General features: G+C 69.9%; 23 protein-coding genes and 1 rRNA gene. All 24 read right to left on the bottom strand.

Annotated elements, in window-relative coordinates; genetic code table 11:
- Positions 1 to 23 precede the first annotated feature (23 nt).
- On the bottom strand, positions 24 to 632 hold the full coding sequence (locus AKH00_RS18035) for a hypothetical protein (protein WP_050723690.1): 609 nt from the start codon (positions 630 to 632) through the stop codon (positions 24 to 26).
- Positions 629 to 1,573 (bottom strand): NUDIX domain-containing protein, encoded by a 945-nt coding sequence (locus tag AKH00_RS15555; protein ID WP_050723689.1) that lies wholly within the window; start codon positions 1,571 to 1,573, stop codon positions 629 to 631. Before AKH00_RS15555 ends, AKH00_RS18035 begins: the two co-directional genes overlap by 4 nt.
- Before the next feature lie 88 nt (positions 1,574 to 1,661).
- Complete coding sequence (gene der / locus AKH00_RS15550; RefSeq protein WP_050723688.1) at positions 1,662 to 3,182, bottom strand: ribosome biogenesis GTPase Der; 1,521 nt, start codon at positions 3,180 to 3,182, stop codon at positions 1,662 to 1,664.
- Entirely contained in the window at positions 3,175 to 3,882 is a 708-nt protein-coding gene (gene cmk / locus AKH00_RS15545; RefSeq protein ID WP_050723687.1) for a (d)CMP kinase, read from the bottom strand. The genes der and cmk overlap by 8 nt, the downstream gene beginning before the upstream one ends.
- Entirely contained in the window at positions 3,875 to 4,966 is a 1,092-nt protein-coding gene (locus tag AKH00_RS15540) for a prephenate dehydrogenase (protein WP_050723864.1), read from the bottom strand. Before AKH00_RS15540 ends, cmk begins: the two co-directional genes overlap by 8 nt.
- 56 nt (positions 4,967 to 5,022) lie before the next feature.
- The gene (locus AKH00_RS15535) at positions 5,023 to 5,817 is read right to left on the bottom strand and encodes a pseudouridine synthase (RefSeq protein ID WP_050723686.1); all 795 of its coding nucleotides are present in this window, start codon (positions 5,815 to 5,817) and stop codon (positions 5,023 to 5,025) included.
- A gap of 67 nt (positions 5,818 to 5,884) precedes the next feature.
- A complete protein-coding gene (gene scpB / locus AKH00_RS15530; RefSeq protein ID WP_050723685.1) occupies positions 5,885 to 6,493 on the bottom strand; it encodes an SMC-Scp complex subunit ScpB in 609 nt (202 codons plus the stop codon).
- Positions 6,483 to 7,355, bottom strand: a complete 873-nt coding sequence (locus AKH00_RS15525) for a segregation and condensation protein A (RefSeq protein ID WP_414685151.1) — start codon at positions 7,353 to 7,355, stop codon at positions 6,483 to 6,485. The genes scpB and AKH00_RS15525 overlap by 11 nt, the downstream gene beginning before the upstream one ends.
- 76 nt (positions 7,356 to 7,431) lie before the next feature.
- Complete coding sequence (locus AKH00_RS15520) at positions 7,432 to 8,322, bottom strand: ParA family protein (RefSeq protein WP_050723684.1); 891 nt, start codon at positions 8,320 to 8,322, stop codon at positions 7,432 to 7,434.
- Positions 8,323 to 8,515: 193 nt separating this feature from the next.
- Entirely contained in the window at positions 8,516 to 9,745 is a 1,230-nt protein-coding gene (locus AKH00_RS15515; protein ID WP_050723862.1) for an ABC transporter permease, read from the bottom strand.
- 122 nt (positions 9,746 to 9,867) lie between these two features.
- Positions 9,868 to 10,542 carry an ABC transporter ATP-binding protein gene (locus AKH00_RS15510; RefSeq protein ID WP_050723861.1) on the bottom strand — a complete coding sequence of 225 codons (675 nt, stop codon included), beginning with the start codon at positions 10,540 to 10,542 and terminating at the stop codon, positions 9,868 to 9,870.
- Between the two features lie 62 nt (positions 10,543 to 10,604).
- Positions 10,605 to 12,188: a hypothetical protein gene (locus AKH00_RS15505; RefSeq protein ID WP_050723683.1), complete on the bottom strand. Its 1,584-nt coding sequence runs from the start codon at positions 12,186 to 12,188 to the stop codon at positions 10,605 to 10,607.
- A 1-nt stretch (position 12,189) separates the two neighbouring features.
- Positions 12,190 to 13,209 (bottom strand): hypothetical protein, encoded by a 1,020-nt coding sequence (locus AKH00_RS15500; RefSeq protein ID WP_050723682.1) that lies wholly within the window; start codon positions 13,207 to 13,209, stop codon positions 12,190 to 12,192.
- 133 nt (positions 13,210 to 13,342) lie between these two features.
- Positions 13,343 to 14,245 carry a site-specific tyrosine recombinase XerD gene (gene xerD / locus AKH00_RS15495; RefSeq protein WP_050723681.1) on the bottom strand — a complete coding sequence of 301 codons (903 nt, stop codon included), beginning with the start codon at positions 14,243 to 14,245 and terminating at the stop codon, positions 13,343 to 13,345.
- Between the two features lie 2 nt (positions 14,246 to 14,247).
- Positions 14,248 to 14,856: an NUDIX domain-containing protein gene (locus AKH00_RS15490; RefSeq protein ID WP_235556809.1), complete on the bottom strand. Its 609-nt coding sequence runs from the start codon at positions 14,854 to 14,856 to the stop codon at positions 14,248 to 14,250.
- Positions 14,837 to 16,531, bottom strand: a complete 1,695-nt coding sequence (locus AKH00_RS15485; protein WP_050723679.1) for a CTP synthase — start codon at positions 16,529 to 16,531, stop codon at positions 14,837 to 14,839. Before AKH00_RS15485 ends, AKH00_RS15490 begins: the two co-directional genes overlap by 20 nt.
- Before the next feature lie 17 nt (positions 16,532 to 16,548).
- A complete protein-coding gene (gene recN / locus AKH00_RS15480; protein ID WP_050723678.1) occupies positions 16,549 to 18,240 on the bottom strand; it encodes a DNA repair protein RecN in 1,692 nt (563 codons plus the stop codon).
- On the bottom strand, positions 18,237 to 19,151 hold the full coding sequence (locus AKH00_RS15475; RefSeq protein ID WP_050723677.1) for an NAD kinase: 915 nt from the start codon (positions 19,149 to 19,151) through the stop codon (positions 18,237 to 18,239). Before AKH00_RS15475 ends, recN begins: the two co-directional genes overlap by 4 nt.
- The gene (locus tag AKH00_RS15470; RefSeq protein WP_050723676.1) at positions 19,148 to 19,945 is read right to left on the bottom strand and encodes a TlyA family RNA methyltransferase; all 798 of its coding nucleotides are present in this window, start codon (positions 19,943 to 19,945) and stop codon (positions 19,148 to 19,150) included. Before AKH00_RS15470 ends, AKH00_RS15475 begins: the two co-directional genes overlap by 4 nt.
- Positions 19,942 to 20,118 carry a hypothetical protein gene (locus AKH00_RS18195; protein WP_200903880.1) on the bottom strand — a complete coding sequence of 59 codons (177 nt, stop codon included), beginning with the start codon at positions 20,116 to 20,118 and terminating at the stop codon, positions 19,942 to 19,944. Before AKH00_RS18195 ends, AKH00_RS15470 begins: the two co-directional genes overlap by 4 nt.
- 116 nt (positions 20,119 to 20,234) lie before the next feature.
- The gene (locus tag AKH00_RS15465) at positions 20,235 to 21,272 is read right to left on the bottom strand and encodes an HAD-IIA family hydrolase (protein WP_050723675.1); all 1,038 of its coding nucleotides are present in this window, start codon (positions 21,270 to 21,272) and stop codon (positions 20,235 to 20,237) included.
- The gene (locus tag AKH00_RS15460; protein ID WP_050723674.1) at positions 21,273 to 22,073 is read right to left on the bottom strand and encodes a hypothetical protein; all 801 of its coding nucleotides are present in this window, start codon (positions 22,071 to 22,073) and stop codon (positions 21,273 to 21,275) included.
- 38 nt (positions 22,074 to 22,111) lie between these two features.
- Positions 22,112 to 23,059, bottom strand: a complete 948-nt coding sequence (locus AKH00_RS15455) for a hypothetical protein (protein WP_152926227.1) — start codon at positions 23,057 to 23,059, stop codon at positions 22,112 to 22,114.
- A 212-nt stretch (positions 23,060 to 23,271) separates the two neighbouring features.
- Positions 23,272 to 23,340, bottom strand: a 5S ribosomal RNA gene (gene rrf, locus AKH00_RS18510); the annotation flags it as partial.

The following is a 23,340-nucleotide window of genomic DNA, read 5'->3' as shown; positions in this document are numbered from 1 at the left end:
GGAGAACGAGCAGACCGGACCGTTCAGGAGCCGCTCTCGCCGACGCTCACGGCACGGAGCACGATGTGGACGGCGGCGATGAGAGCGGCGGCGATCAGGAAGATGACCGCAAACATCGGGATGACGGCTATAGGGAACACGATCATGAAAAGAGCGTTGAGCACAGCGACCATCGCGGCAGTGCGCAACGCGCGACTTGTGACGGCCCCGGGGACGACGAATGCGGGGAGCGGCTTCTCCCCCGGCTGCGCCACGAACTCGGTGCCCTCCCGGCCGTCCGCACCCGCCGCGCCCTCCGCCACCGCAGCATCCGGCATACCCGTCGCACCCGATGCGCCGGCAGAGCTGGAATCCGCCACATCCGTGTGCGCTTCCGCGGTCGTCCGCGCGAGCACGCTCCAGGCACCGGCCCGCGACGCCCGGACGAGAGCTACCGCGAGCAGCACGAGCGTCAGCACGAACGCCGCGAAGGAGATCGGATTTTCGACCGGTGATAACAGGAAACGCAACGAGAAGTATCGATCGCCCCCGAACAGGAACAGGTGCAGAGCAATCGTGCCGACCGCGGCCGCGCCCACACCGAACACGTCACCGATCCGGTCGGTGGCGCGTGATCGCGGACGAACCGTCATCGCCTCTCGCCGTCGAGCAGTCCGAGCAGCCACCCCGACGAGTGGACCTGTGCGGCGCCCGCCGAGGCCACGCGCTCCTGCAGCTCCCGATCGCTCGTCACCACCACGACGTATCGACCGGCCTCGACCTGTCGCGCGACCTCCGCGACGATCGCATCATCACCAGAACCCTCCGCATCGACGACCGCGACATCGCCGCCGAGACGCAGATCCGCGAAATCCTCGATGTCGGCCTCCGGAGCGTCGATCCCACGCGCCGCACCCTCCACCACGAGCGCGATCGACGGGAACCATGCGTCGCCGCCGAGCCCGAGCTCCGCCCCGGACACCGACAGTCCCGTGAGCCGACCGGCGAGGCGACGTGCAGCCCCCGCCCGGTCCTTCCACCATCCGTCGGGCACCGATCCCACGACGTTCGCGGCATCCACCACCACGACCGGCCGCGCACGCACCAACTCGCGCAGCGCGGGCCACGCCCGCGCGAAGCCCGGGTGCAACGGCCGCTCATCGACCTCGTCGAAGGGCACCCACTCCAGGGCGACGCTCTCGGGGTCACTGATCACGGGTTCGAAGGGCTCGACCACATCGGCGATCACGGTCGTGTACGACCAGATGCCGAGGTCCAGGACGCTCGTGAACCGGGGCCGCACCGATCCGTCCGGAACACCGGCCTCCTCCTGCGCCTCGCGCACCGCGCCGACGATCGCCCCCTCGCCCTCGTGCAGTGCTCCACCGGGCAGACCCCACGTGCCGCCGAAGTGGCTCCACGCGACGCGGTGCTGCAGAAGCACGCCGCGTTCGGCATCCACCGCCAGAAGCCCTGCGGCGCCGAAGCGCCCCCAGTACTTCTCCCCCGACGGCGCGACGACCCACGCATCGCCGGGATTTCGCGGCCCGTCGGGACGACGGGGCTCACCGGCAGCAGGGGGTACGACAGTCACCCCTTCAGCCTTTCACAGCATCCGGGAATCGGCACCGTCCACGGTCACACGCGGGAACAGCGTGTCACCGCAGACGGCCGCGCAGATATCAGCGCTGACGCTTCTCACGCACGCGCATGTTGACCACGATCGGCGTTCCCTCGAAGTCGTACAGCTCACGCAGACGACGCTGGATGAAGCGGCGGTAGCCGGGGTCCAGGAAGCCGGTCGTGAAGAGGACGAACGTCGGCGGACGCGTCGACGCCTGCGTGCCGAACAGGATGCGCGGCTGCTTGCCTCCGCGGAGCGGGTGCGGGTGCTCCGCCACGAGCTCCGCGAGGAAGGCGTTGAACTTGCCGGTCGGGATGCGGCGATCCCAGTTCTCCAGCGCCGTCTCCAGAGCGGGCACGAGCTTGTCGAGGTGACGTCCGGTCTTCGCCGAGATGTTCACGCGCGGAGCCCACGCGACATGCGCCAGATCTTGCTCGATCTCGCGCTCCAGGTATCGCCGACGATCGGCGTTCTCGAGGTCGTCATCATTCAGACGGTCCCACTTGTTGAACGCGAGCACGAGCGCGCGACCCGACTCGAGAACGAGGTCGATGATCCGCACGTCCTGCTCGCTGATCGTCTCCGAGACGTCGAGGACGACGACCGCGACCTCGGCCTTCTCGAGCGCGGCCGAGGTACGCAGCGACGCATAGAAGTCGGCACCCTGCGCCATGTGCACGCGACGACGGATGCCGGCGGTGTCGACCAGGGTCCACAGCTTGCCGCCCAGCTCGACGATCTCGTCCACGGGGTCGCGGGTCGTGCCGGCGAGGTCGTTCACGACCACGCGCTCCTCGCCCGCTGCCTTGTTCAGCAGCGACGACTTGCCCACGTTCGGGCGACCGAGGATCGCGACCCGACGAGGTCCGCCGATCTCCGCCTTCGCCACGGCCGACACGTCGGGGAGCTTCTTCAGCACCTCGTCGAGCAGGTCGGCCACGCCGCGACCGTGGATCGCGGATACCGGGTGCGGCTCCCCGAGACCGAGGTTCCACAACGCTGCCGCCTCGGGCTCCTGACGGGCATCGTCGATCTTATTCGCGACGAGGAACACGGGCTTGCCGCTCTTGCGCAGCAGACGCACGACGTGCTCGTCGGTCGACGTCGCACCGACCATGGCGTCCACCACGAACAGCACGACGTCGGAGAGGTCGATCGCGACCTCCGCCTGCGCGGCGACCGAGCGGTCGATGCCGCGGGCGTCGGGCTCCCAGCCACCGGTGTCGACGAGGGTGAAGCGGCGGTCGCTCCACTCCGCCTTGTACGTGACGCGGTCGCGGGTGACACCGGGGGTGTCCTCCACGACGGCCTCACGACGGCCGAGGATGCGGTTCACGAGCGCGGACTTGCCGACGTTCGGTCGTCCGACGATCGCGACCACGGGCAGGGCAGGAAGGAACTGGATGCCGTCCTCGCCCATCGTGATACCGGCGAGGAGGGCAGCGTCCTCATCGTCGAGCTCGTAGTCTGCGAGACCCTGACGCAGCGTCTCCGCCCGCGCCTCGGCGAGCTGCTCGTCGAGCGCGTCCATCTTCTCGGCGAGCTGATCGGGGCCGCCTTCGTATTCGTCGTCAGCCATGCTGTGCTCCTCGGAGTCGTTCGATCACCGTGAGGACGGCGTCGATGGTCTGGGGGAAATCGAGCGCGGTCGAGTCGACGACCTCGACGCCGTCCGCGGCGTTCAGGAAGTCGACGACCGCGCTGTCGGAGGCGTCGCGCTTGTGCAGCGCCTCCGCGACCGCCTGGGCGTTCTCACCCGCGAGCTCGCCCGCGCGGCGAGCGGCGCGCACCTCGGCGGCGGCGGTGAGGAGGATGCGGACGGGGGCGTCAGGGGCGACGACCGTCGTGATGTCACGCCCCTCGACGACGACAGCGGGGTACGGCGCCTCCGCCACGAGCGTGCGGAACAGACGATTGACCTGCTCGCGTACGGCGGGAACACGCGCGACGCCGCTCACGGCGCCGGAGACTCGAGGCTCGCGGATCGCCTCGGTCACATCGACGTCACCCACGCGCACGGTGCGGTCGTCGGGGTCGAGTCCCAACTGCACGGGGAAATCGGATGCTGCGGCGAGCACGGCATCCGGCTCGGAGGTGTCCGCTCCGCGATCCAGCACGTGCCAGGCGAGCGCCCGGTAGGCCGATCCGGTGTCGAGGTAGCCGAAGCCGAGAGTGCGGGCCACGGCCTTGGACACACTGGACTTGCCCGACCCTGCCGGCCCGTCGATCGCGATGAAGTCGACGCGCGACGCGTCGGAGGAGGTAATCGTGTCAGTCATTCGTGTTCCCTGCGATCCGCCAGCCGCGGTCCTGGAGTCCGGTGATCGCGCCGTGCAGCGCAGCCGGGTCGACGCTGATCTCCGCAAGTCCGAACTGCGCGCCCGGCGAATGCTCGAGACGAAGGTCCTCGACGTTGACCGACAGCTCTCCGAGCTCGCCGAAGAGCCGACCCAACTGGCCGGGGGTGTCGTCCACCATCACCACAAGCGTCTCGAAACGCCGGTTCTGTCCGTGCTTGCCCGGCAGCCGCTCGACGCCGTCGTTGCCGTGCTTGATCGTCTCGGCGACCACGCGACGCGCGCCCGGGGCCTCGGGTGCGCGCAGCGCCTCCGACACCTCGCGGAGATCGGCGGCCAACGCGTCGAGGATCTCGACCACAGGCTCGGCGTTCGCCCCGAGGATCTGCACCCAGAGCTCAGGTGCGGATGCCGCGATGCGGGTCGTGTCGCGCACACCCTGGCCCGACAGGCGCAAGGCGCCCTCATCGGCCACCGCGAGTCGCGCCGCCAGGAGGCTCGCGACGACCTGGGGCACGTGCGAGGTGAGCGCGACCGAGCGGTCGTGCTCCTCCGGAGTCATCTCGAGCGGCATGGCGCCCACGTCGAGCGCGAGGGCCTCGACGAGGGCGAGGTCGGCCGCACTGGTCTCACCGTCGCGGCACACGACCCAGGGCCGTCCGATGAAAAGGTCCGCCCGTGCGGAGATCGCCCCGCCGCGCTCACGGCCGGCGAGGGGGTGCGAGCCGATGTAGCGGCTGAGGTCGACGCCGCGGCTGCGCAACTCGCGGAACGGCTCGAGCTTCACGCTCGCGACATCGGTCACGACGGCATCCGGGAATCGGGCGAGCTCGGCCTCGATCACGTCGGCCGTCACATCCGGCGGCACCGCGACCACGACGAGCGACGGCGAGTCCCCGTCGGCGGAGGCGCGGCCGGCGCCGTAATCGATCGCGAGTCGGAGCTGGGCCGGTGAGGTGTCGTCGAGCACGACGTCGACGCCCTTCGCCCGCAGAGCATGGCCGATGCTGGCGCCGAGCAGCCCCGCGCCGACCACGCGGACGGTGCCGGACAGGCGCGTGGCCACGCGGACGGGCGCGACGGAGCCGGCGGGTGCTGCGCTGGGCGCACTCGTCGTATCGGTCACTGGGTCTCCTGCTCGCCTGGCGCCTCGGCGACACCGGAATCACGGCGCGCCAGAGTCAAGAGCGCACCGAGTTCGATTTTAGTCAGTTCCCGGGTGCGCCCAGCCGGGAGGGTTCCCAGGTGCAGCGGGCCGAACTGGCGGCGTACGAGTTCCGTCACGGGATGCCCCACCGCGGCCATCATGCGGCGGACGATGCGGTTGCGACCGGAGTGCAGCGTCAGCTCGACGAGACTCGACCCGCGTGACGTGTCGAGGAGGCGCGCCTTGTCCGCGGCGATCGGGCCGTCCTCGAGCTCGATGCCCTTCGTGAGCTTCGCGATCGTCTGCGCCGTGACAGCGCCCTCGACCTTGGCGATGTACACCTTGGTCACCCCGAACGAGGGGTGCGCGAGCACGTGTGCGAGCTCGCCGTCGTTCGTGAGGACGAGCAGCCCGCTGGTCTCGGCGTCGAGTCGCCCCACGTTGTAGAGGCGCTCCTCGAAGTCCTTCGTGAAACGGCGCAGGTCGGGGCGACCGCTCTCGTCGCGCATGCTGCTGACCACCCCCGTGGGCTTGTTGAGCATGACGTACCGCTTCGAGACGTCGAGTTGCACGGCGGTACCGTCGACGTCGACGAGGTCGGTCTCCGGATCGATGCGGGTGCCGAGCTCGGTGACGGTCTGCCCGTTCACGCGGATGCGCCCCTCGACGATGTACTGCTCGACGACGCGACGGGAGGCAACTCCGGCCGCGGCGAGCACCTTCTGCAGGCGGACGCCCTCGGGCGCACCCTCAGCGGGGAAACCGGTCATCGGACCACTCCTTCATCGAAACCGACCCGATGACCACCGCGCACATCCTCAACCAGTCGGCGCTCGGTCATCGGACCACTCCTTCATCGAAACCGTCGGCGCCGTCGTCGAGCAGCGGAGAGATCGGCGGCAGCTCGTCGAGCGCGTTGATGCCGAGGTGCTGCAGGAGGGCATCGGTCGTGCCGTAATTGATCGCCCCGGTCTCCGAGTCGGCGAACAGTTCGGTGATGAGACCGCGGGCGAGAAGCGTGCGCACCACCGAGTCGACGTTGACCGCACGGATCGACGCGACCTGGCTGCGGGTGACTGGCTGCTTGTAGGCGATCACCGCGAGGGTCTCGAGTGCCGCCTGCGACAGCCGCGCGGGCGCCTGTCCCCCGACGAACTCCGCCACGAGCGCATCGTGGTCCTCTCGCACGTAGAGTCGCCACCCTCCGCCGACCTCGCGCAGCTCGAAGCCGCGCCGCGGTCCGGTGCCTCGTCCGTCGTAGTCCTCCACGAGCGACTCGATCGTCTGACGCACCGCAGGCACCGGCGAACCGACCGCCGCGGCGAGGGCGACGAGCCCGATCGGCTCGTCGATCACGAGCAGGATGGCCTCGACCCGCTCGGCCAGCGGCGACTCGAGAGACGAGGCCTCAGCGGTGTCGTTCTCGACGGACAGATCATCGGTCATAGTCGGCTCCCAGCGTCGCCAGCATCTCATCCGACCAGGAGTCGGCTGCCCAGCGCAGCGTGAGCTCGCCGAGCGGTTCCAGTTGTTCGAAGGACAGTGCCGCATGCCGATACAGCTCGAGCACCGAGATGAAGCGCGCGACGACGATACCTGGCTCCCGGATGCCGGCGACCAGCTCACGGAAGTTCAGCGATTCCGCGCCGCGCAGCAGAGTCACGACGATCGCGGCCTGTTCGCGGATGCTGACGAGCGGCGCGTGCAGGTGGTCGAGCCCGACGTGCGGGATCTCCTTCGGCGCGAACGCGAGCAGCGCGATCGCGGCGAAGTCGTCGACGCTGAGCGTCCAGACGAGCTCCGGGGTCTGCGCCCGGTGCTTCTCGTCGAGGCGTACCGCGCGCACATGGCGCCGATCTTCACGCTGCAGGCAGCGCGAGAACCAGGCGGACACCTCTTTGAAGGCCCGGTACTGCAGCAGGCGGGCGAACAGGAGGTCGCGTGCCTCGAGGAGCGCCACGGCCTCGGCATCCACGAGCTCTCCCTGAGGCAGGAGCCCGGCCACCTTCATGTCCAGCAGCGTCGCGGCCACCACCAGGAACTCGGATGCCTGATCGAGTTCCTGCTCGTCTTCGAGGTCGCCCAGATAGGCGATGAACTCGTTCGTGACCGCGCTGAGCGACACCTCCGTGATGTCCATCTCGTGCTTCGAGATGAGGTTCAGGAGCAGATCGAAAGGGCCGTCGAAGTTGGAGAGCGACACCCGGAAGCCGGCCTCGGCAGGCTCGGAGTGCTCGGCGGGCTCGGTCGGGTCGGCGGGCTCGTCGGACTCCGGCGGCGCATCGGCCGACACGACGGTCGACGACACGGACGTCGAACCGACCGCATCCGACTCCTCGACCGCGACGGCGGGCGCGACCGTGTCGGTGTTCTCGGAGATCTCGTCAGGCGACGGCGCCACGGGCGACCAGCTCCCGCGCCAGCCGCAGGTAGGCCTGGGCGGCGGCGTGCTCCGGAGCGAACTCGGTGATGGGCACGCCCGAGACCGACGCATCGGGGAACTTCACGGTGCGGCCGATCACGGTCTCGAGAACGTCGTCGCCGAAAGCCTCGACCACGCGTTCGAGCACCTCGCGCGAGTGCAGCGTGCGGGGGTCGTACATGGTCGCGAGGAGACCGTCCATCGTGATCGACGGGTTCAGTCGATCACGGACCTTGTCGATGGTCTCGATCAGCAGGGCGACGCCGCGCAGCGCGAAGAACTCGCACTCGAGCGGGATGATGACGCCGTGCGCGGCGGTCAGCGCGTTCACGGTGAGGAGCCCCAGCGACGGCTGGCAGTCGATGAGGATGACGTCGTACTCCCCCGCGACCTGACGCAGTACCCGGGCGAGGATGGTCTCACGCGCGACCTCGTTCACGAGGTGCACCTCGGCCGCGGACAGGTCGATGTTCGCGGGCATGACGTCGAGGCCCTCGACACCCGAGTGCACGATCGCGTCGTGCGCGTCGCGCTTGGTGTCGAGCAGGAGGTCGTAAATGGTGGGGACGTCGTGCGTCTGGATGCCCAGCCCCGCGGAGAGGGCGCCCTGAGGGTCGAAGTCGACCGCGAGCACCTTGCGCCCGTACTCGGCGAGTGCCGCGGCGAGGTTGATGGAGGTCGTCGTCTTGCCGACCCCGCCCTTCTGGTTGCACAGGGCGATGATGCGCGCAGGTCCGTGGGACGCGAGCGGCTCGGGGGTCGGGAACCCGTGGTACGGCCGTCCGGTCGGTCCGAGGGGTGTCTCGTCGGCCTTCCGTGCCTTCGCCCTGGACTTCGCCGCTTTCTCCGCCACCGCTTCTCCTGCTCCCTCGTTCTTGGTCGATTGTAGCGGGCGGGGCGCGGCGGAGAGTCCCCGGCGCGCGGCACCGGGGACTCTCCGTGGTCCGATGACCGGCACACGGCCGTCAGCGAGCGCCTGAGCCACCGCCGCGACGCGCGCCCGAGTCAGCCGCCGCGCAGCATCCGAGTCAGCCGCCGCGCCCGAGTCAGCCGCCGCGCAGCGCCGCCACGGGTTCGATACGTGCGGCGCGGCGAGCCGGGTACCATCCCGAACCCCACCCCACCACGGCACCGAGTACGGCGCCGGCCGCCGCGACGAGCGGATCCGTCATGGGCGTCCACCCCTGGACCGCGGCCACCACGATGACCGCCACGACACCGAGCGCCGAGCCGATCAGTCCGCCGATGAAGCCGATCACGATCGACTCGACCATGAACTGTGCGCCGATCTGTCGCCGGGTCGCTCCAAGCGCACGCCGCAGACCGATCTCGCCGATCCGCTCCATGACCGACAACAAGGTCACGTTCGCGATGCCGAGTCCACCGGCCAGGAGCGCGATGACGCCGAGGATCAGGAACACGACGTTCACATCGGACTGCACACTTTCGCTGAGATCGGATGATCCCGACGGGGCCCGCGCCTCGAGGCTCTCGGGATCGTCCGGCTGGAGAGCGATCACCGCCTGCTTCGCGACCTGGGGTCCTGCTCCGACCGCGATCCGGATGTCGAGCTCCGACGGAGCCTCCAGACCGAAGTCCGCGCGTGCCGACCCGGTGGGGATGATCACGGCGTCCAGCAGCTCGCTGCGACGATCCATCCCGTCCACGATCCCGACGACCGCGTACGCCACACCGCCGATGAACACCGACGGCTGCGAATCCACGCGGTTGATGCCCATCCGCTCGGCGATGCGTGCGCCCAGCACCGCGACGCGGTCCGCGCGCGCATCGTGCCCGCGGTCGAAGAACCGCCCGGTGACGAGCGCTCCCTCCGCGGTGTCGAGCAGCTCCGGCGACGCCGAGAACAGACGGGGCGAGGCGACAGCAGCCGCCGCCGGATCGTTGACCGGCACCGCCGTGATCGTCTCCCCCTCGGCGAGCTCGACCTCGCCGAGGAGCGTCGCACTCTCCACGCCGGCGAGGAGCTCGACCCGCTCGGGCGAGTCCCAGGGCAGGCGACCGGCCGCGACGCTCTTGTTCTGAGACCCGGACTGCGCCTGCGCCGCCGACACGACGACCCGCGTCGCCGCCGCGCCATCGAACTGGCTGGCGATCTGCGCCGCCGCGGTCTGCGCGAATCCGATCGTCGCGACCAGGGACGCGATGCCGAGCACGGTGCCGAGGATCGTCATGATCAGACGCGCCGGCCGCGACCCGATGTCCGCGGTCGCCTCGGCGACGAGATCCTGGAAGGTGAAGCGATCGGCATGCGCGATCGCGGGGACGAGGGGCGCGGCACCACCGGGCGCCTCACCAGCCGGTGCGGCTGCCGACGCGCCGACATTCCCCACCTCCACGCCCTCCTTCGGCGCGCGACGCCTGCGCCAGGGCAGCCGGATCACAGTTCGCTCAATCGACCGTCGGCGATGCGGATGCAGCGTCGTGCACGACGAGCCACCGCGTCGTCGTGCGTGATCACCACGAGGGTCAGACCGTCCTCGTTGAGCTCCTCGAACAACGACATCACCTCTCCGGAGGTGCGCTGATCGAGGTTTCCGGTCGGCTCGTCAGCGAGAAGGAGCCGGGGTCCGCTCACGACGGCACGCGCCACGGCGACGCGTTGCCGTTCTCCTCCGGAGAGCGAACTCGGGAAGAAGTCCATACGGTGCCCGAGACCGACCCTCTGCAGGGACTCGCGGGCGCGGGACTCGCGCTCCCGGCGAGGGACGCCGCTGTAGAGCATCGGCATGAGCACGTTGTCGAGTACGCTGCGGCGCGGCAGCAGATGGAACGACTGGAACACGAACCCGATGAAGCGGGCGCGCACGGCCGCGCGCTCGTCATCCGAGAGGTCGCCCGTGAGCGACCCCGCCAGGCGGTACTCCCCCACGCTCGGTCGATCGAGCAGGCCCAGGATGTTGAGCATGGTCGACTTGCCGGACCCGCTGGGTCCCACGATCGAGAGGTAGTCGCCCGGAGCGATCGACAGCGTCGCGCCTTTCAGCGCCTGTACCTCCGGCGGGCCGGGAAAGGATCGCGTCACGTCACGCAGCTCGACCAGCGGTGCGACCACCCCATCCTCGGCTCCAGCGACCAGCGCCGCCGGGTCCCGGTCGATCTCCGCGTCCAGCGTGCTCACTCGCCCACCACCACGAGGTCGCCCTCCTCGAGATCGCCGTCGACCGGGGTCACCTCCACGGCCCCCTTCGCGGCGAGCCCGGTCTCCACGAGCACGAGGCGGGTCTTCGCATCCTTGCCCTCCCGGGGGTCGGACTCGACGACCTCGACCCGTGACTCCCCTCCGGGCCCTGCCGTGAGGGCTGCGAGGGGAACCGACAGCACATCGCCCTCGGTCGCGCCGACCGCGATCCGCACCCGGACGTTGCTGCCCTGCAGCTGGGTGATCTGCTCGGCGGTCAGCGGATCCGGTTGGAACAGCACCTCCCAGCGCGCCTTCGCGTCCTTGCCGGGCTTCAGCTCGGAGATCACCGCTCGGTGCTCCGTCCCGTCGGGGAGCTCGAACACCCCAGCGGCACCCGCCTCGAGCAGCCGCGCGTCCGCCTCCGCGGCGGCGCCCGTCAGGCGCACGGTCGCGCCCGACACCGTCATGACAGCTCCGGAGATGGTCGAACCGCGCTTGACGTTCACGGCGTCGACGCGTCGCGGGAGTTCGGTGAGGAACAGCACCTCGCTGGCGGGGAGGAACGGGAGCACGTTCTGCCGCGCGATCTCGAGCGCCTGGTTGGCCGAGTCCACCTGCGCGCGCGCCGCGTCGAGAGCGGCCTTCTCGGCGCCGGTGTTCTTGGCGGCCCACAGCTGGTCCCGCTCGAGGCGGGCTGTCTGGAGATCCCACTCCGCCTGCTGCGGTGTCGGCGCACCCTCGACGCCGTTGCGCGCGTCTGCGAGAGCCTGCTCTGCCTTGGCCACCGCGACATCCGCCTGAAAGCTCTCGACCTTCGACGGCCCGGCACCGGCGGCCGTGAGCGCCTGCTGCGCCTGCGCCACACCGCTCTTGGCCGACTGCACGGCCTCCTCCGCGGAACGCACGGCCTCGTCGGCACCCTCCTCGGGGGTGGGCAGCGGATATCCCGCCTGCGCGTAGAGCTGACCGACCCCGTTCGCAGTTGCCTGGTCGAACAGGTTCGACGAGACGTCACCCGCATCGATGCCGAGACTCACGAGTGCCTGCTTGAGCTGGAGCACGTCCGGGCCGGACACGCCGATCCGCAGGGTGCGGTAGGCGGGGAGCTCGCCCGGCAGCGTGATCACCGGCCGACCCTCGATCTCGAGTGCGATCGACAGCGGCGTCAACGTGGCGCCGATCTCGGGCACCGAACCCGTCACGACGTTGCCGCCGCCCGTCGTGTCGATCGTCACCTCGACGGCATCCGCATAGCCCACGTCCGCACGCAGCGTCACGTCGTTGCTCAGCGAGCCGAACTCGACGGGAACCGTCACGAGGCCAGGGTCCGGGGTATCACTCGCCTGCGCCGGAGAGATCAGGAACCGTCCCACCAGCAGTCCGGCCACCAGGCTCACCACCGCGCACAGCGCGACGATCCACAGCGTGCGGTTGCCCCGCAGGATGCGCCTCCAGCCGCTGACGCGCGACGTGTCGACGCTCTCGTCGGGGTCGCTGCCCTCCGGGCCGTCCGCCTCGGCGTCGACAGGGAGCAGGTCTGCGGGAAGTTCTGTCGTCGGGGTCTCGTCGCCCTTCATGTCAGCTGTTCTGCTCGGCGGCGGCCTTGAACGCCTCGAGGTCGGCCTTGTTCTCGGCGATGAACTTCTCCTCCAGCGCGAACTGGATCTTGAGGGACTCCTCCATGTAGGAGGTCTTCGTGCGGCACTCGAGGTCGACCAGCGCCAGCTCGATCTCCCGCTCGCCGAGCGCCTTCATCTCGGGGCTCTTCGACGGATCCATGGCGTCGGGGTCGGCCTCGGGATCCAGTTCGCCCGAGGCTCCCCCGGACGCGTCCTCGTAGAGCGCGCTCTGCTCGTCGGAGATCGACTGCTGAGCATCGCCCTGCAGTGTGAAGCCGGGCTCGCCGCCGTCATCCATGCACGACGCCCAGGCGGCGTTGAGCTCCTTGAGCTCGGGTGCATCCGCCGACGATGTCCAGAGCTCTTCCATCTTCGTGCGCAGATCGGCGAACTCGTCGGACTGCCACGGGTCCTCCCCTTGGAGCTCGTTCTGGGCCCAGCCCTGGCAGCCGGCATCCTCCCAGTTGTACTCGAAGCTGCCGTCCTCACCCAGCTCGTCCTCCTCGGGAGGAACACCGTAGGCGGTCTCGTAGTATGCGGTCTGCTCCGACTCCGACAGCGACTCCACGTACTCCTGGTTCGGGTCGACGTACTCCTCGGCCGTCGACTCCTCGCCCATCTCGTTGTACGGGTTGTTCACGATCCCGTAGCCGTACTTCTCGACCCAGTCCTTCTTCTCGGGCTCCCATTCGACGTCGTCGCCCGAGACGATGAACGAACCGTCCTGCACATTGGGCTCGTACTCGAAGCCCTGCTCGGCCATGCACTCGGCCATCAGCTCTTCCTGCTTGCGCTGCTGCTCCTCGAACTGCTTCTGCTGCTCCTCCGGCGAGAGATCGCCGCCGTAGGCCGCGGAGAGGTACTGGCCGAGCGGGGAGTCCTCATACGTCAGCTCGCCTCCCGCGGCGCCCCCGCACCCGGTCAATGTGAGCGCCAGAGCGGCCGCGGCGATGCCCGCGAGAGGTCCAGTGGTACGCATGTCTTGCTCCTTCGTAGGCCGACCGCAGTCGGAGGTCTCGAGCAAGCATAGGGAAGCGGCGACATCCTTCGCGTCCCCCAAATGGCCGGTGTGGATAATCCTCCAGGATGACGACACCGGCGATCGCGATCGACTAGCGCGCCCGCGGATGCGAGGTCGCGTAGACGTCCCGAAGCGTGTCCACCGACACGTGCGTGTAGATCTGCGTCGTCGCGACCGAGGCGTGCCCCAGCAGCTCCTGCACGACCCGCACGTCGGCCCCGCCCTGCAGGAGGTGTGTCGCGAAGGAGTGCCGCAGCGTGTGCGGCGAGACCTCGCTCGTGATCTGTGCGCGCTCGGCAGCGGAGCGGATCACGAGCCAGGCGCTCTGCCGCGACAGGGGCGCTCCGCGGGCCCCCAGGAAAAGACGCGCCGACGCGCGTCCCTTCGACGCGAGAGCCGGGCGCACCCGCGTGAGATAGGCGTCGACCGCGGCGCGCGCGAACGAGCCGACCGGGACGATGCGCTCGTTCGACCCCTTGCCGCGCAGTCGCAGCACATCGCCGTGCGAGAGGTCGTCGACGTCGAGCCCCACCGCCTCGGACACTCGTGCACCCGTCGCGTACAGCAGCTCGAGCAGCGCACGATCGCGGATGCCGAGAGGCTCCTCCGCGGACGGCGCGGAGAGCAGCCGCTCGACCTGATCGATCGTGAGAGCCTTGGGCAGGCGCCGCGGAGCCTTCGGCGGTCGCAGGCGCCCGCTCGGATCGTCCTCCTCGATACCCTCGCGCGCGAGAAAGCGGTGCCAGCCCCGTACCGACGACTGCAGTCGGGCGAGGCTCGTCGCGGCAGGCGGAGGATCGGCGGCTGCGCGATCCGCGACGAACCGCCCGATCACGGTCGGCGTGATCTCCGCCGTGTCGGCGATGCCCTCTCCTGCCAGCCACGTCAGGTAGCCGTCGAGGTCGCGACGGTAGGCCGCGATCGTGTGCTCGCTCAGTCCGCGCTCGATCGTGACGTGGCGCAGGTACGAGTCCGCGGCGCGATCGAGCTGCATGCTCAGCCCCGGAAGCCCGGCCTCTGCGCGGCCGCGAGCACGCCGATGCCGAGGATGCCGTTGCGCATCCGCCCGTTCAGCACCGCGTCCACGGCATCCTGCAACGGCACCCACTCGACTCGGATGTCCGCTTCCTCGTCCTCGCGCGCATGCGCCGACGGCGCAGACGAGAGCCCGGTGGCGAGGAAGATGTGGATCATCTCGTCGTTGCCGCCGGGCGTCGTCCACGACGAGACGAGCGGCTCCCAGTGCGCGGCGACGAGATCGGCCTCCTCCGCGAGCTCCCGGCGGGCTGCCTCGAGCGGATCCTCGCCGGCGACATCGAGCAGACCCGCGGGGAGCTCCCAGTCACGGTGACGGATCGGATGCCGGTACTGCTGGATCAGCAGCACCCGGCCGTCGTCGTCGAGCGCGAGGATCGCGACGGCACCGGTGTGAGCGACGTACTGGCGGCGGATCTCGCCGTCGCCGTACCGCACTCGGTCGTCACGGACGTCCCACACCGCGCCCTCGAACGCGAGGACGCTGCTCAGCACCTCGGGCTCGGACGGCTCGTCGCGAAGCTCGGACGTCGCGGCACGGGACTCCGACTCAGGCATCTGCTTCGACATCGAACAGCTCGCTCGCCCGGTGGCGGTCGATCGCCGCCCCCACGAGCCCACGGAACAGCGGGTGCGGGTCGGTGGGGCGCGAGCGCAGCTCGGGGTGCGCCTGGGTCGCGATGTAGTACGGGTGCACGTCGCGCGGCAGCTCCACGAACTCGACGAGGTCGAGATCGGGGTTCAGCCCCGAGAACACGAGACCGGCGTCGGCGAGGCGCGCGCGGTACGCGTTGTTGACCTCGTAGCGATGGCGGTGACGCTCGGACGCCTCCGGCGAACCGTACAGCTCATGCGCCAGGGATCCCTCCGCGAGCGCGGCCTGGTACAGGCCGAGCCGCATGGTGCCGCCGAGGTCGCCGCCGTCGAGGATCTCGATCTGCTCGGCCATCGTCGCGATCACGGGCTCGGTCGTCTCGGGGTCGAACTCGCTCGACGAGGCGCCGACGATGCCGGCGACGTCCCTCGCGTACTCGATGACCATGCACTGCAGGCCGAGGCACAGGCCGAGAGTGGGGATGCCCTGCTCGCGGGCGAACTTCAGTGCGCCGAGCTTGCCCTCGATGCCGCGGATGCCGAAGCCGCCGGGCACGCAGATGCCGTCGAGCGATCCGAGATGCTCCTTGGCGCCCTCCGGGGTCTCGCACAGGTCCGAGGGGATCCAGCGGATGTTGACCTTGGTCTCCTGGGCGAACCCGCCGGCCTTGAGCGCCTCGGTCACGGAGAGGTAGGCGTCGGGCAGGTCGATGTACTTGCCGACCAGACCGATCGTGACCTCGTGCTTGGGGTTGTGCACGGCGTGCAGGACCTTGTTCCAGCGGGTCCAGTCGACGTCGGCGGCCTTCGTGTCGAGACCCAGCCGGCGCACGATGTAGGAGTCGAGGCCCTGCTCGTTGAGCGTCGAGGGGATGTCGTAGATGCTCGGCAGGTCGACCGTGTTGATGACGCCCTCGGCATCCACGTCGCACATGAGGGCGATCTTGTTGCGGTTGCTCTCGCTCACCGGACGGTCGCTGCGGAGCACGAGCGCGTCGGGCTGGATGCCGACCTGGCGCAGGGCCGCGACGGAGTGCTGGGTGGGCTTGGTCTTCTGCTCGCCCGAGGCGCCCATGAAAGGAACGAGCGACACGTGCACGAAGAACACGCTGTCGCGTCCGAGCTCGTGACGGAGCTGGCGCGCCGACTCGAGGAAGGGCTGCGACTCGATGTCACCGACCGTGCCGCCGACCTCGGTGATGATGACGTCGGGACGCGGGTCCTCGCTGGCCTGGAGACGCATGCGGCGCTTGATCTCGTCGGTGATGTGCGGGATCACCTGCACGGTGTCGCCGAGGTACTCACCGCGCCGCTCGCGCGCGATGACCTGCGAGTAGATCTGGCCGGTCGTGACGTTCGCGGCCTCGGACAGGTTGATGTCGAGGAACCGCTCGTAGTGGCCGATGTCGAGGTCGGTCTCGGCCCCGTCGTCGGTCACGAAGACCTCGCCGTGCTGGAACGGGTTCATCGTCCCCGGATCGACGTTCAGGTACGGGTCGAGCTTCTGCATCACGACGCGGAGTCCGCGGGCGGTCAGGAGGTTGCCCAGGCTGGCCGCGGTGAGGCCCTTGCCCAAAGACGAAACGACACCACCAGTCACGAAGATGTGCTTGGTCGTGTCGTTCTTGGGCCCCGCAGAAGAAGAGTTCATCACGGGCTTCGATCCTATCAGGAGGTGGGGGCTCCGAGGCTGAGAAGCTCTCGGGCGTGGGTGAGTGCGGCATCCGAATCCGTCAGCCCGGAGAGCAGGCGAGCCATCTCGGCCTCGCGCTCCTCCCCATCGAGCCGACGGACGCTCGACGCCGTGACGGCTCCGTCGTTCGACTTCACGACGGAGAGATGGTTGTTCGCGAAGGCCGCGACCTGGGCCAGATGCGTGACCGCGATGACCTGCGACTTCTCGGCGAGTCGGGCGAGTCGCCGCCCGACCTCGATCGCGGCGGCACCGCCGATCCCGGCGTCGACCTCGTCGAACACGAACGTGGGGACGGGGTCGGTCCCGGCGATCACGACCTCGATCGCGAGCATCACCCGCGACAGCTCGCCCCCGGACGCTCCCTTCGCCACCGAGCGCGGTTCGGCGCCGGGGTGCGGGGCGAGGAGGATGCCGACATCGTCGCGTCCGTGCGTGCTCTCGGCGCCGCGGGTGACCGCGACCTCGAGGCGCGCATCCGGCATCGCGAGGGCGTGCAGCTCCTCCGTCACGGCGGCGCCCAGGCGTGCGGCGGCGGCAGCGCGCTCGGCGGTCAGGGCGTCCGCGTGCTCGTCGAGCGTCGTGCGCGCGGCATCGCGCTCGGCCTCGAGGCGTTCGATGCGGTCGCCGTCGTCGTCGAGCTCCGCCAGGCGCGCGGATCCGGTCTGCCAGAGCGCAAGAGCCTCTTCGAGGGAGCCGTGAGCCCGGATCAGCGTGCCGAGGGCGGCCCGCCTCTCCTCGACTGCTGCGAGCTCGTGCGGACCGGACTCGTCGAGGTCGGCGAGATAGGCCGACAGCTGTCCGGCGAGGTCGGACACCCGATAGCCGATGTCGGCGAGACCGTCGGCGATCTCGGTCAGCGTCGGATCGGAGGCGCGTTCGAGTGCGCGACGAGCCTCGGCGACCAGGGCCGTGACGTCCGGCTCTCCGTCTTCGTTCGACAGCGTGCCGTGCGCGAGAGCCGCGGCGACGCGCAGCTCTTCGGCGTTGGTCAGGCGCTCCGAGCGCGCCGTCAGCTCGGCATCCTCTCCCGGTTCGGGGGCGGTCGCCTCGATGAGCGCGAGCGCCTCCCGCAGCCGAGCAGCCTCTTCCGCACGACGATCGCGATTCTCCGTGATGTCGGCGATCTCGGCATCCAGCTCGCGCCAGCGTGCGAAAGCCGACGCATACGCCTCGAGTGCGGTCGCGATGGGCGCGCCGCCGAAGCGATCGAGCGCATCGCGCTGCGCTGCCGCCGACCGCAGGCGCAGCTGCTCGGACTGTCCGTGCACGACGACGAGCTCTTCCGCGAGGGCCGAGAGCACACCGGCGGGAGCCGCACGTCCGCCCACACTCGCACGGCTGCGACCCTCGGCGCTGAGGGTGCGGGAGACGTAGAGCTCTGCAGCACCGGCTCCGGCCGGCTCCAGGTCTCCCCCGGCATCCGCGACGATGTCGGCGACCTCACCCTGCTCCGGAACGATCCAGACACCCGCGACGGATGCCTGGCCGGAGCCCGCCCGCACGGCACCCGAGTCCGCGCGCTGTCCGAGCAGCAGTCCGAGACCCGTCACGACCATGGTCTTGCCCGCACCGGTCTCGCCGGTGATCGCGGTGAAGCCCGTACCGAGGGGCAGCACGGCGTCGGCGATCACGCCGAGGCCCTGCATCCGCATCTCCTCGATCATGCGCCGCCCCCCTGTCCGCGCCAGCCGGCGACCGGCAGCTGGAACTTGCGCACCAGCCGGTTGGTGAACTCTGCCGGATGCAGTCGAGCCAGGCGCACGGGTCGTGACGAGCGGCGCACGACCACACGGGCACCGGGCGGGAGGTCGTGCGAGCGTCGGCCGTCGCACCACAGGATGCCGGAGCCTGACGCGCTCTCGAGCATCTCGATCGCGACGGCGGCGTCCGGGCTCACGACGAGCGGCTTGGCGAACAGCGCATGCGCCGAGAGCGGGATCACGGCGATCGCCTCGACACTCGGCCAGATGACGGGACCGCCCGCCGAGAAGTTGTACGCGGTCGAACCGGTCGGGGTGGAGACCACCATCCCGTCGCAGCCGAAGCTCGACAGCGGGAGCCCGTCGATCTCGAGCACGACCTCGATCATGCGCTCGCGACTGGCCTTCTCGACAGTGGCCTCGTTGAGCGCGAACGTCTCGTAGACGACTGCTCCGTCCGCGTCCTTGACCCGGACGGAGAGCGCGAGACGCTCCTCCACCTCGTAGTCCCGCGCGATCACCCGGCGGACCGCATCGTCCATGTCGTCGCGATCGATCTCGGCAAGGAATCCGACGTGACCCATGTTGATGCCGAGCACAGGCGCCGAGCAGCCGCGCACGAGCTCGGCCGCGCGCAGGATCGTGCCATCGCCGCCGAGCACGATCGCGAGCTCGAGCTCCTCCTGACCGACCGTCACGCCCAGCACGTCGACATCCGCGAAACTCGGATCGACCGCGCTCAGGTCGAGGCTCTCGTCGGGGGCCAGCACGGGCCGTGCCCCGGCGTCGCGAAGGGCCTCGATCACGCGTCGCGCCGCGGCGACGGTGTCGTCGCGGCGCGCGTGGGCGACGACCAGGATGCTGCGCTCTTTCATCGTCCCCCTGCCAGTTCGTTGATGCGGTCCGACCATTCTGACGGATCCGTCCCCCGCCCCGGCGCGAGATGCACCAGATACTCGGTGTTGCCGTGCGTTCCGAGAATCGGGGAGGAGAGGATGCCGAGCATCCCGAGACCGACGTCCCATGCGCTCCACACCGTGCGCGCGACGGCATCCGCTCGCGTGACCGGATCCGTCACCAGTCCACCGCGCACGGCGGTGCGACCGACCTCGAACTGAGGCTTCACCAGGAGCACGATGTCGGCGGCTGGCGCGGCGACCTCGGCGATCGCGGGAAGCACGAGCTCGAGCGAGATGAACGAGAGATCGCCGACCAGGAGGTCGGGCGCTTCCGGCTCGCCCGTCGCCTCGGAGAGGTTTCCGGGCGTCATGTGCCGGACGTTGTACCCCTCGACGAGGACGACGCCGGGGTCCGCGGCGATGGACGGCGCGAGCTGGTCGTGCCCCACGTCGACCGCAAGGACCCTGCGGGCGCCGCGCTCGCGCAGCACCTGGGTGAACCCGCCCGTCGATGCACCCATGTCGAGCGCGAGCCGCCCTTCGACCGGAACAGAGAATCCGTCGAGCGCGGCAATCAGCTTGTGCGCGGCGCGTCCGACGTAGTGGTCGGCGCCTGCCACGCTGATGTCCGAGTCGTCGGCGACCGGCGTCGAGGCCTTGACGATCGGGCGGCCGTCGACGCTCACGAGCCCGTCGCTGATCAGCGTGGCGGCGTGCGTGCGGGAACGAGCGAGTCCCCGAGCGGCGAGAGCGGCGTCGAGTCGGGTCATCGGGTGCCCGGCGCGTCGCGCTGATCGAGCTTCGCGCCACTGTCGAGTCGGCGCGAGAGCTCGTCGTGCAGGCCGGAGTACGCGTCTGCCCTGGCAGCGAGAGGCTGCCCTTCGATCAGACGCAGGCGACTCCACAGACCGTCGGTCGGCGCGTTCGTCGTCTCTTCGCTCACGTCCTCTACTGTACGCGGCGCGGCCGACAGTGCTGCCGAGCCACGGCGCGAACGCGCCCGTCACACCCTCCGCGCGAAGCCGAAGCCGGGACGTGAGAGGTCAGGGACGTGAGAAGTCAGGGACGATGGAACGGGTCGTCGTACAGCCGTTCGGGAACCCGCAGCACGAAGACCGGGGTCCCGGACGCCCAGATCGCGGCGGCACCGGCGCGCAGCAGATCGACCTGCCGCGTCCCCTCCGCGATGATCTCGACGTCGGCTCCGCTCACACGGACCGACGCGTCGTTCACGGTGTGCACACCGTCCTTCACGTGCACCTCGGGGTACGGTTCGTGCAACTCCCGCAGATCGCTGAGGATGTACGTCGGCCGCGACCCGTCGGGGGCGGCGAGCACGTGCTTCGGACGGTCGATGCCGGTGAGCACGAGCGCGGAGTCGATGCCGGCGCGCACGGCTCCGAGGATGTCGGTGTCCAGCCGGTCCCCGATGAAGAGGGGCTTCGCCGCCCCGAAGCGCGCCATCGCCTCCTCGAAGATGGGCACCTCCGGCTTGCCGGCGACCGTCGCGAGGCGGCCGATCGCGGTGTGCACCGCGGAGACGAGCGTTCCGTTGCCCGGTGCGACGCCGCGTTCGCGTGGGATCGTCCAGTCGGTGTTCGTGGCGATCCACGGAATGCCGCCCTCGTCCTCCGGCACCTTGAGCGCGAACGCCGCCTCGGCGAGATCCGTCCACGCGACCTCGGGCGCGAAGCCCTGCACGACCGCCGCGGGCGAGTCCTCCGCCGAGCGCGTGACCGTATAGCCGGCCTTCTCCGCCTCGTCGACCAGCCCATCGCCTCCGATGATCAGCAGTGTCGCCGGCGGAGGCACGAGGCCCGCCAGCAGACGCATCGCCGCCTGGGGGCTCGTGATGACATCAGCGGGAGCGACGGTCAGGCCCAGGCTGCTCAGATGCGCGGCGACCGACGCGTCGGTCCGCGAGGCGTTGTTCGTGATGTAGCCCAGACGGACGGTCGTGGCCGCCCGGTTGAGGCTCTCCACGGCATGAGGGAGCGCGCCGGGCCCGGCGTACACCACGCCGTCGAGGTCGGCGAGAACCGCATCCACTCCGTCGAGCGGGGTGCGGCCTGCAGCCTTCTTGGAGAAGAAGCCCATTCACGCGTCCTTGTCGGAGGGCTCGGATGCGTCCGGCGTGGTGGATGCGCCGTCCTCGCCGAGGAGCTCGCGGACCTCGTCCTCGATCGACGGCTCAGCTGCGTCTGCGTCGGCGTCAACAGATGCGTCGGCGTCAACCGATGCGTCGTCGGTGTCGGGCTCGTCGACCGCCGCGGCCCCGTCGACTGCGTCGAGATCACCGCTGGCGAGCTCGTCCTCGTCGTAGTCGTCGACCCAGTCCTCGATCAGGCCGTCCTCGACGAACATCTCCTCGTCGCCGGCCTCATCGACTCCGAGCGCCTCTGCCGCAACCTCGGCCCGACGGGCCCAGAACTCGGCCTCCTCGGCGCGGCCGAGGTCTTCGAGAACCGCCGCGCGTGCGGAGAAGAGCGCCGGGCTCCACTCGAAAGCGCGATCGGGGTCGAGCTCGGGGATCTCGAGCTCACCGAGGGCGAACTCCAGGTCGCCCTGGTCAAGACGTGCGCCGGACATCGCGATCGCGAGCGCGACGCGTACAGGTGTGTCGAGAGTCGTCCGGTCGACGGCACGACCTGTCTCGAGTGCGCGGTCGGGCCGTCCGATGCCACGCTCGCTGTCGACCATGAGCGCGATCTGGTCGTCCTTCCCGGAGATGCGACGGTACGTGCGCAGCTCGCGGAGGGCGAGAGCGAAGTCCTCGGTCGCATAGGCGGTGATTCCGAGCGTCTCACGGACGATGGCGATGCGGCCGGCGCGACGGGATGCGGCGAGAGCGTGCTTGTGGGCGAGCTCCGGATCCTCGTCGATCAGGCGGGATGCCATGGCGAGGTGGCGCGCGACGTGCTCTGCGTTCTCCTTGCTCAGCGTCTTGAGTTCATTGCGGGCAGACGGGTGCAGGTCGCGCGCGGTGACCTCGTCCGGGACGATCGGGTCGTTGTGGCGCGGACGCTCATCGGATGCCTGGACCGGACGCTCGCGGCCCGCTCCACCGCGCTGCGGGAATGACCGGCTGCGGTCGTCGCGGTCACGACGCGGGGCACCGCCACCGTCACGGGAGTACGCGCCTTCGCGACGCGGGGAGCCGCCGTCACGGGAGTACCCGCCTTCTCGACGAGGGGAGGCGCCGTCACGGGAGTACCCGCCTTCGCGGCGCGGAGCGCCACCCTCGCGGTTGTACCCGCCTTCGCGGCGCTGACCGCCATCGCGGGAGTACCCGCCTTCGCGACGCTGGGAGCCGCCGTCACGGGAGTACCCGCCTTCGCGGCGCGGAGCGCCACCATCACGGGAGTACCCACTCTCGCGACGAGGAGCACCACCATCACGGGAGTACCCACCCTCACGACGCTGACCACCATCACGGGAGTAGCCCCCTTCACGACGAGGAGCACCACCATCACGGTTATACCCACCCTCACGACGCTGACCACCATCACGGGAGTAGCCCCCTTCACGACGCGGAGCGCCACCCTCGCGGTTGTACCCGCCTTCGCGGCGCTGACCGCCATCGCGGGAGTACCCGCCTTCGCGACGCTGGGAGCCGCCGTCACGGGAGTACCCGCCTTCGCGGCGCGGAGCGCCACCATCACGGGAGTACCCACCCTCGCGACGAGGAGCACCACCATCACGGGAGTACCCGCCTTCGCGATGCTGACCGCCTTCGCGGGAATAGCCGCCTTCACGACGAGGGGCACCACCGTCGCGGGAATAGCCACCCTCACGGCGCTGACCACCATCACGGGAGTACCCGCCGTCGCGGCGCGGAGCACCACCATCACGGGAGTACCCGCCGTCGCGACGCGGAGCGCCACCAACGCGGTTGTACCCACCCTCACGACGCGGGGCACCACCGTCACGACGGGGCTGCGAGGAGCGATCTCCGGAAGGGCGTTCGCGGCGCGGTCCCTGATCGTCGTTACGACGCGGGCGGCGCTGTTCGTCTTCCGGCATGATGCTCCTCTGTTGATGTGTGTGTTAACGCAAAATGGCCACCCAACGATGGGTGGCCATTTGCTTAAAAGGAGTCCGGCGGTGTCCTACTCTCCCACAGGGTCCCCCCTGCAGTACCATCGGCGCTGTGAGGCTTAGCTTC

This window comes from Microbacterium sp. GCS4 (assembly GCF_001262495.1).
Classification (GTDB): Bacteria; Actinomycetota; Actinomycetes; order Actinomycetales; family Microbacteriaceae; genus Microbacterium.
The sequence above is the reverse complement of the archived record's forward strand: the minus strand, read 5'-3'. Positions and strand labels throughout refer to the sequence as shown.

Bases quoted from the DNA above. Each gene is read 5' to 3' on its own strand.
- AKH00_RS15465 (WP_050723675.1), bottom strand. From the start codon at position 21,272: ATGGGCTTCTTCTCCAAGAAGGCTGCAGGCCGCACCCCGCTCGACGGA.
- AKH00_RS15470 (WP_050723676.1), bottom strand. From the start codon at position 19,945: ATGACCCGACTCGACGCCGCTCTCGCCGCTCGGGGACTCGCTCGTTCC.
- AKH00_RS15485 (WP_050723679.1), bottom strand. From the start codon at position 16,531: ATGAACTCTTCTTCTGCGGGGCCCAAGAACGACACGACCAAGCACATC.
- AKH00_RS15490 (WP_235556809.1), bottom strand. From the start codon at position 14,856: ATGTCGAAGCAGATGCCTGAGTCGGAGTCCCGTGCCGCGACGTCCGAG.
- der (WP_050723688.1), bottom strand. From the start codon at position 3,182: ATGGCTGACGACGAATACGAAGGCGGCCCCGATCAGCTCGCCGAGAAG.
- recN (WP_050723678.1), bottom strand. From the start codon at position 18,240: ATGATCGAGGAGATGCGGATGCAGGGCCTCGGCGTGATCGCCGACGCC.
- AKH00_RS15500 (WP_050723682.1), bottom strand. From the start codon at position 13,209: ATGCGTACCACTGGACCTCTCGCGGGCATCGCCGCGGCCGCTCTGGCG.
- AKH00_RS15475 (WP_050723677.1), bottom strand. From the start codon at position 19,151: ATGAAAGAGCGCAGCATCCTGGTCGTCGCCCACGCGCGCCGCGACGAC.
- cmk (WP_050723687.1), bottom strand. From the start codon at position 3,882: ATGACTGACACGATTACCTCCTCCGACGCGTCGCGCGTCGACTTCATC.
- xerD (WP_050723681.1), bottom strand. From the start codon at position 14,245: ATGCAGCTCGATCGCGCCGCGGACTCGTACCTGCGCCACGTCACGATC.
- AKH00_RS15460 (WP_050723674.1), bottom strand. From the start codon at position 22,073: ATGGCATCCCGCCTGATCGACGAGGATCCGGAGCTCGCCCACAAGCAC.
- AKH00_RS18035 (WP_050723690.1), bottom strand. From the start codon at position 632: ATGACGGTTCGTCCGCGATCACGCGCCACCGACCGGATCGGTGACGTG.
- AKH00_RS15505 (WP_050723683.1), bottom strand. From the start codon at position 12,188: ATGAAGGGCGACGAGACCCCGACGACAGAACTTCCCGCAGACCTGCTC.
- AKH00_RS15535 (WP_050723686.1), bottom strand. From the start codon at position 5,817: ATGACCGGTTTCCCCGCTGAGGGTGCGCCCGAGGGCGTCCGCCTGCAG.
- scpB (WP_050723685.1), bottom strand. From the start codon at position 6,493: ATGACCGATGATCTGTCCGTCGAGAACGACACCGCTGAGGCCTCGTCT.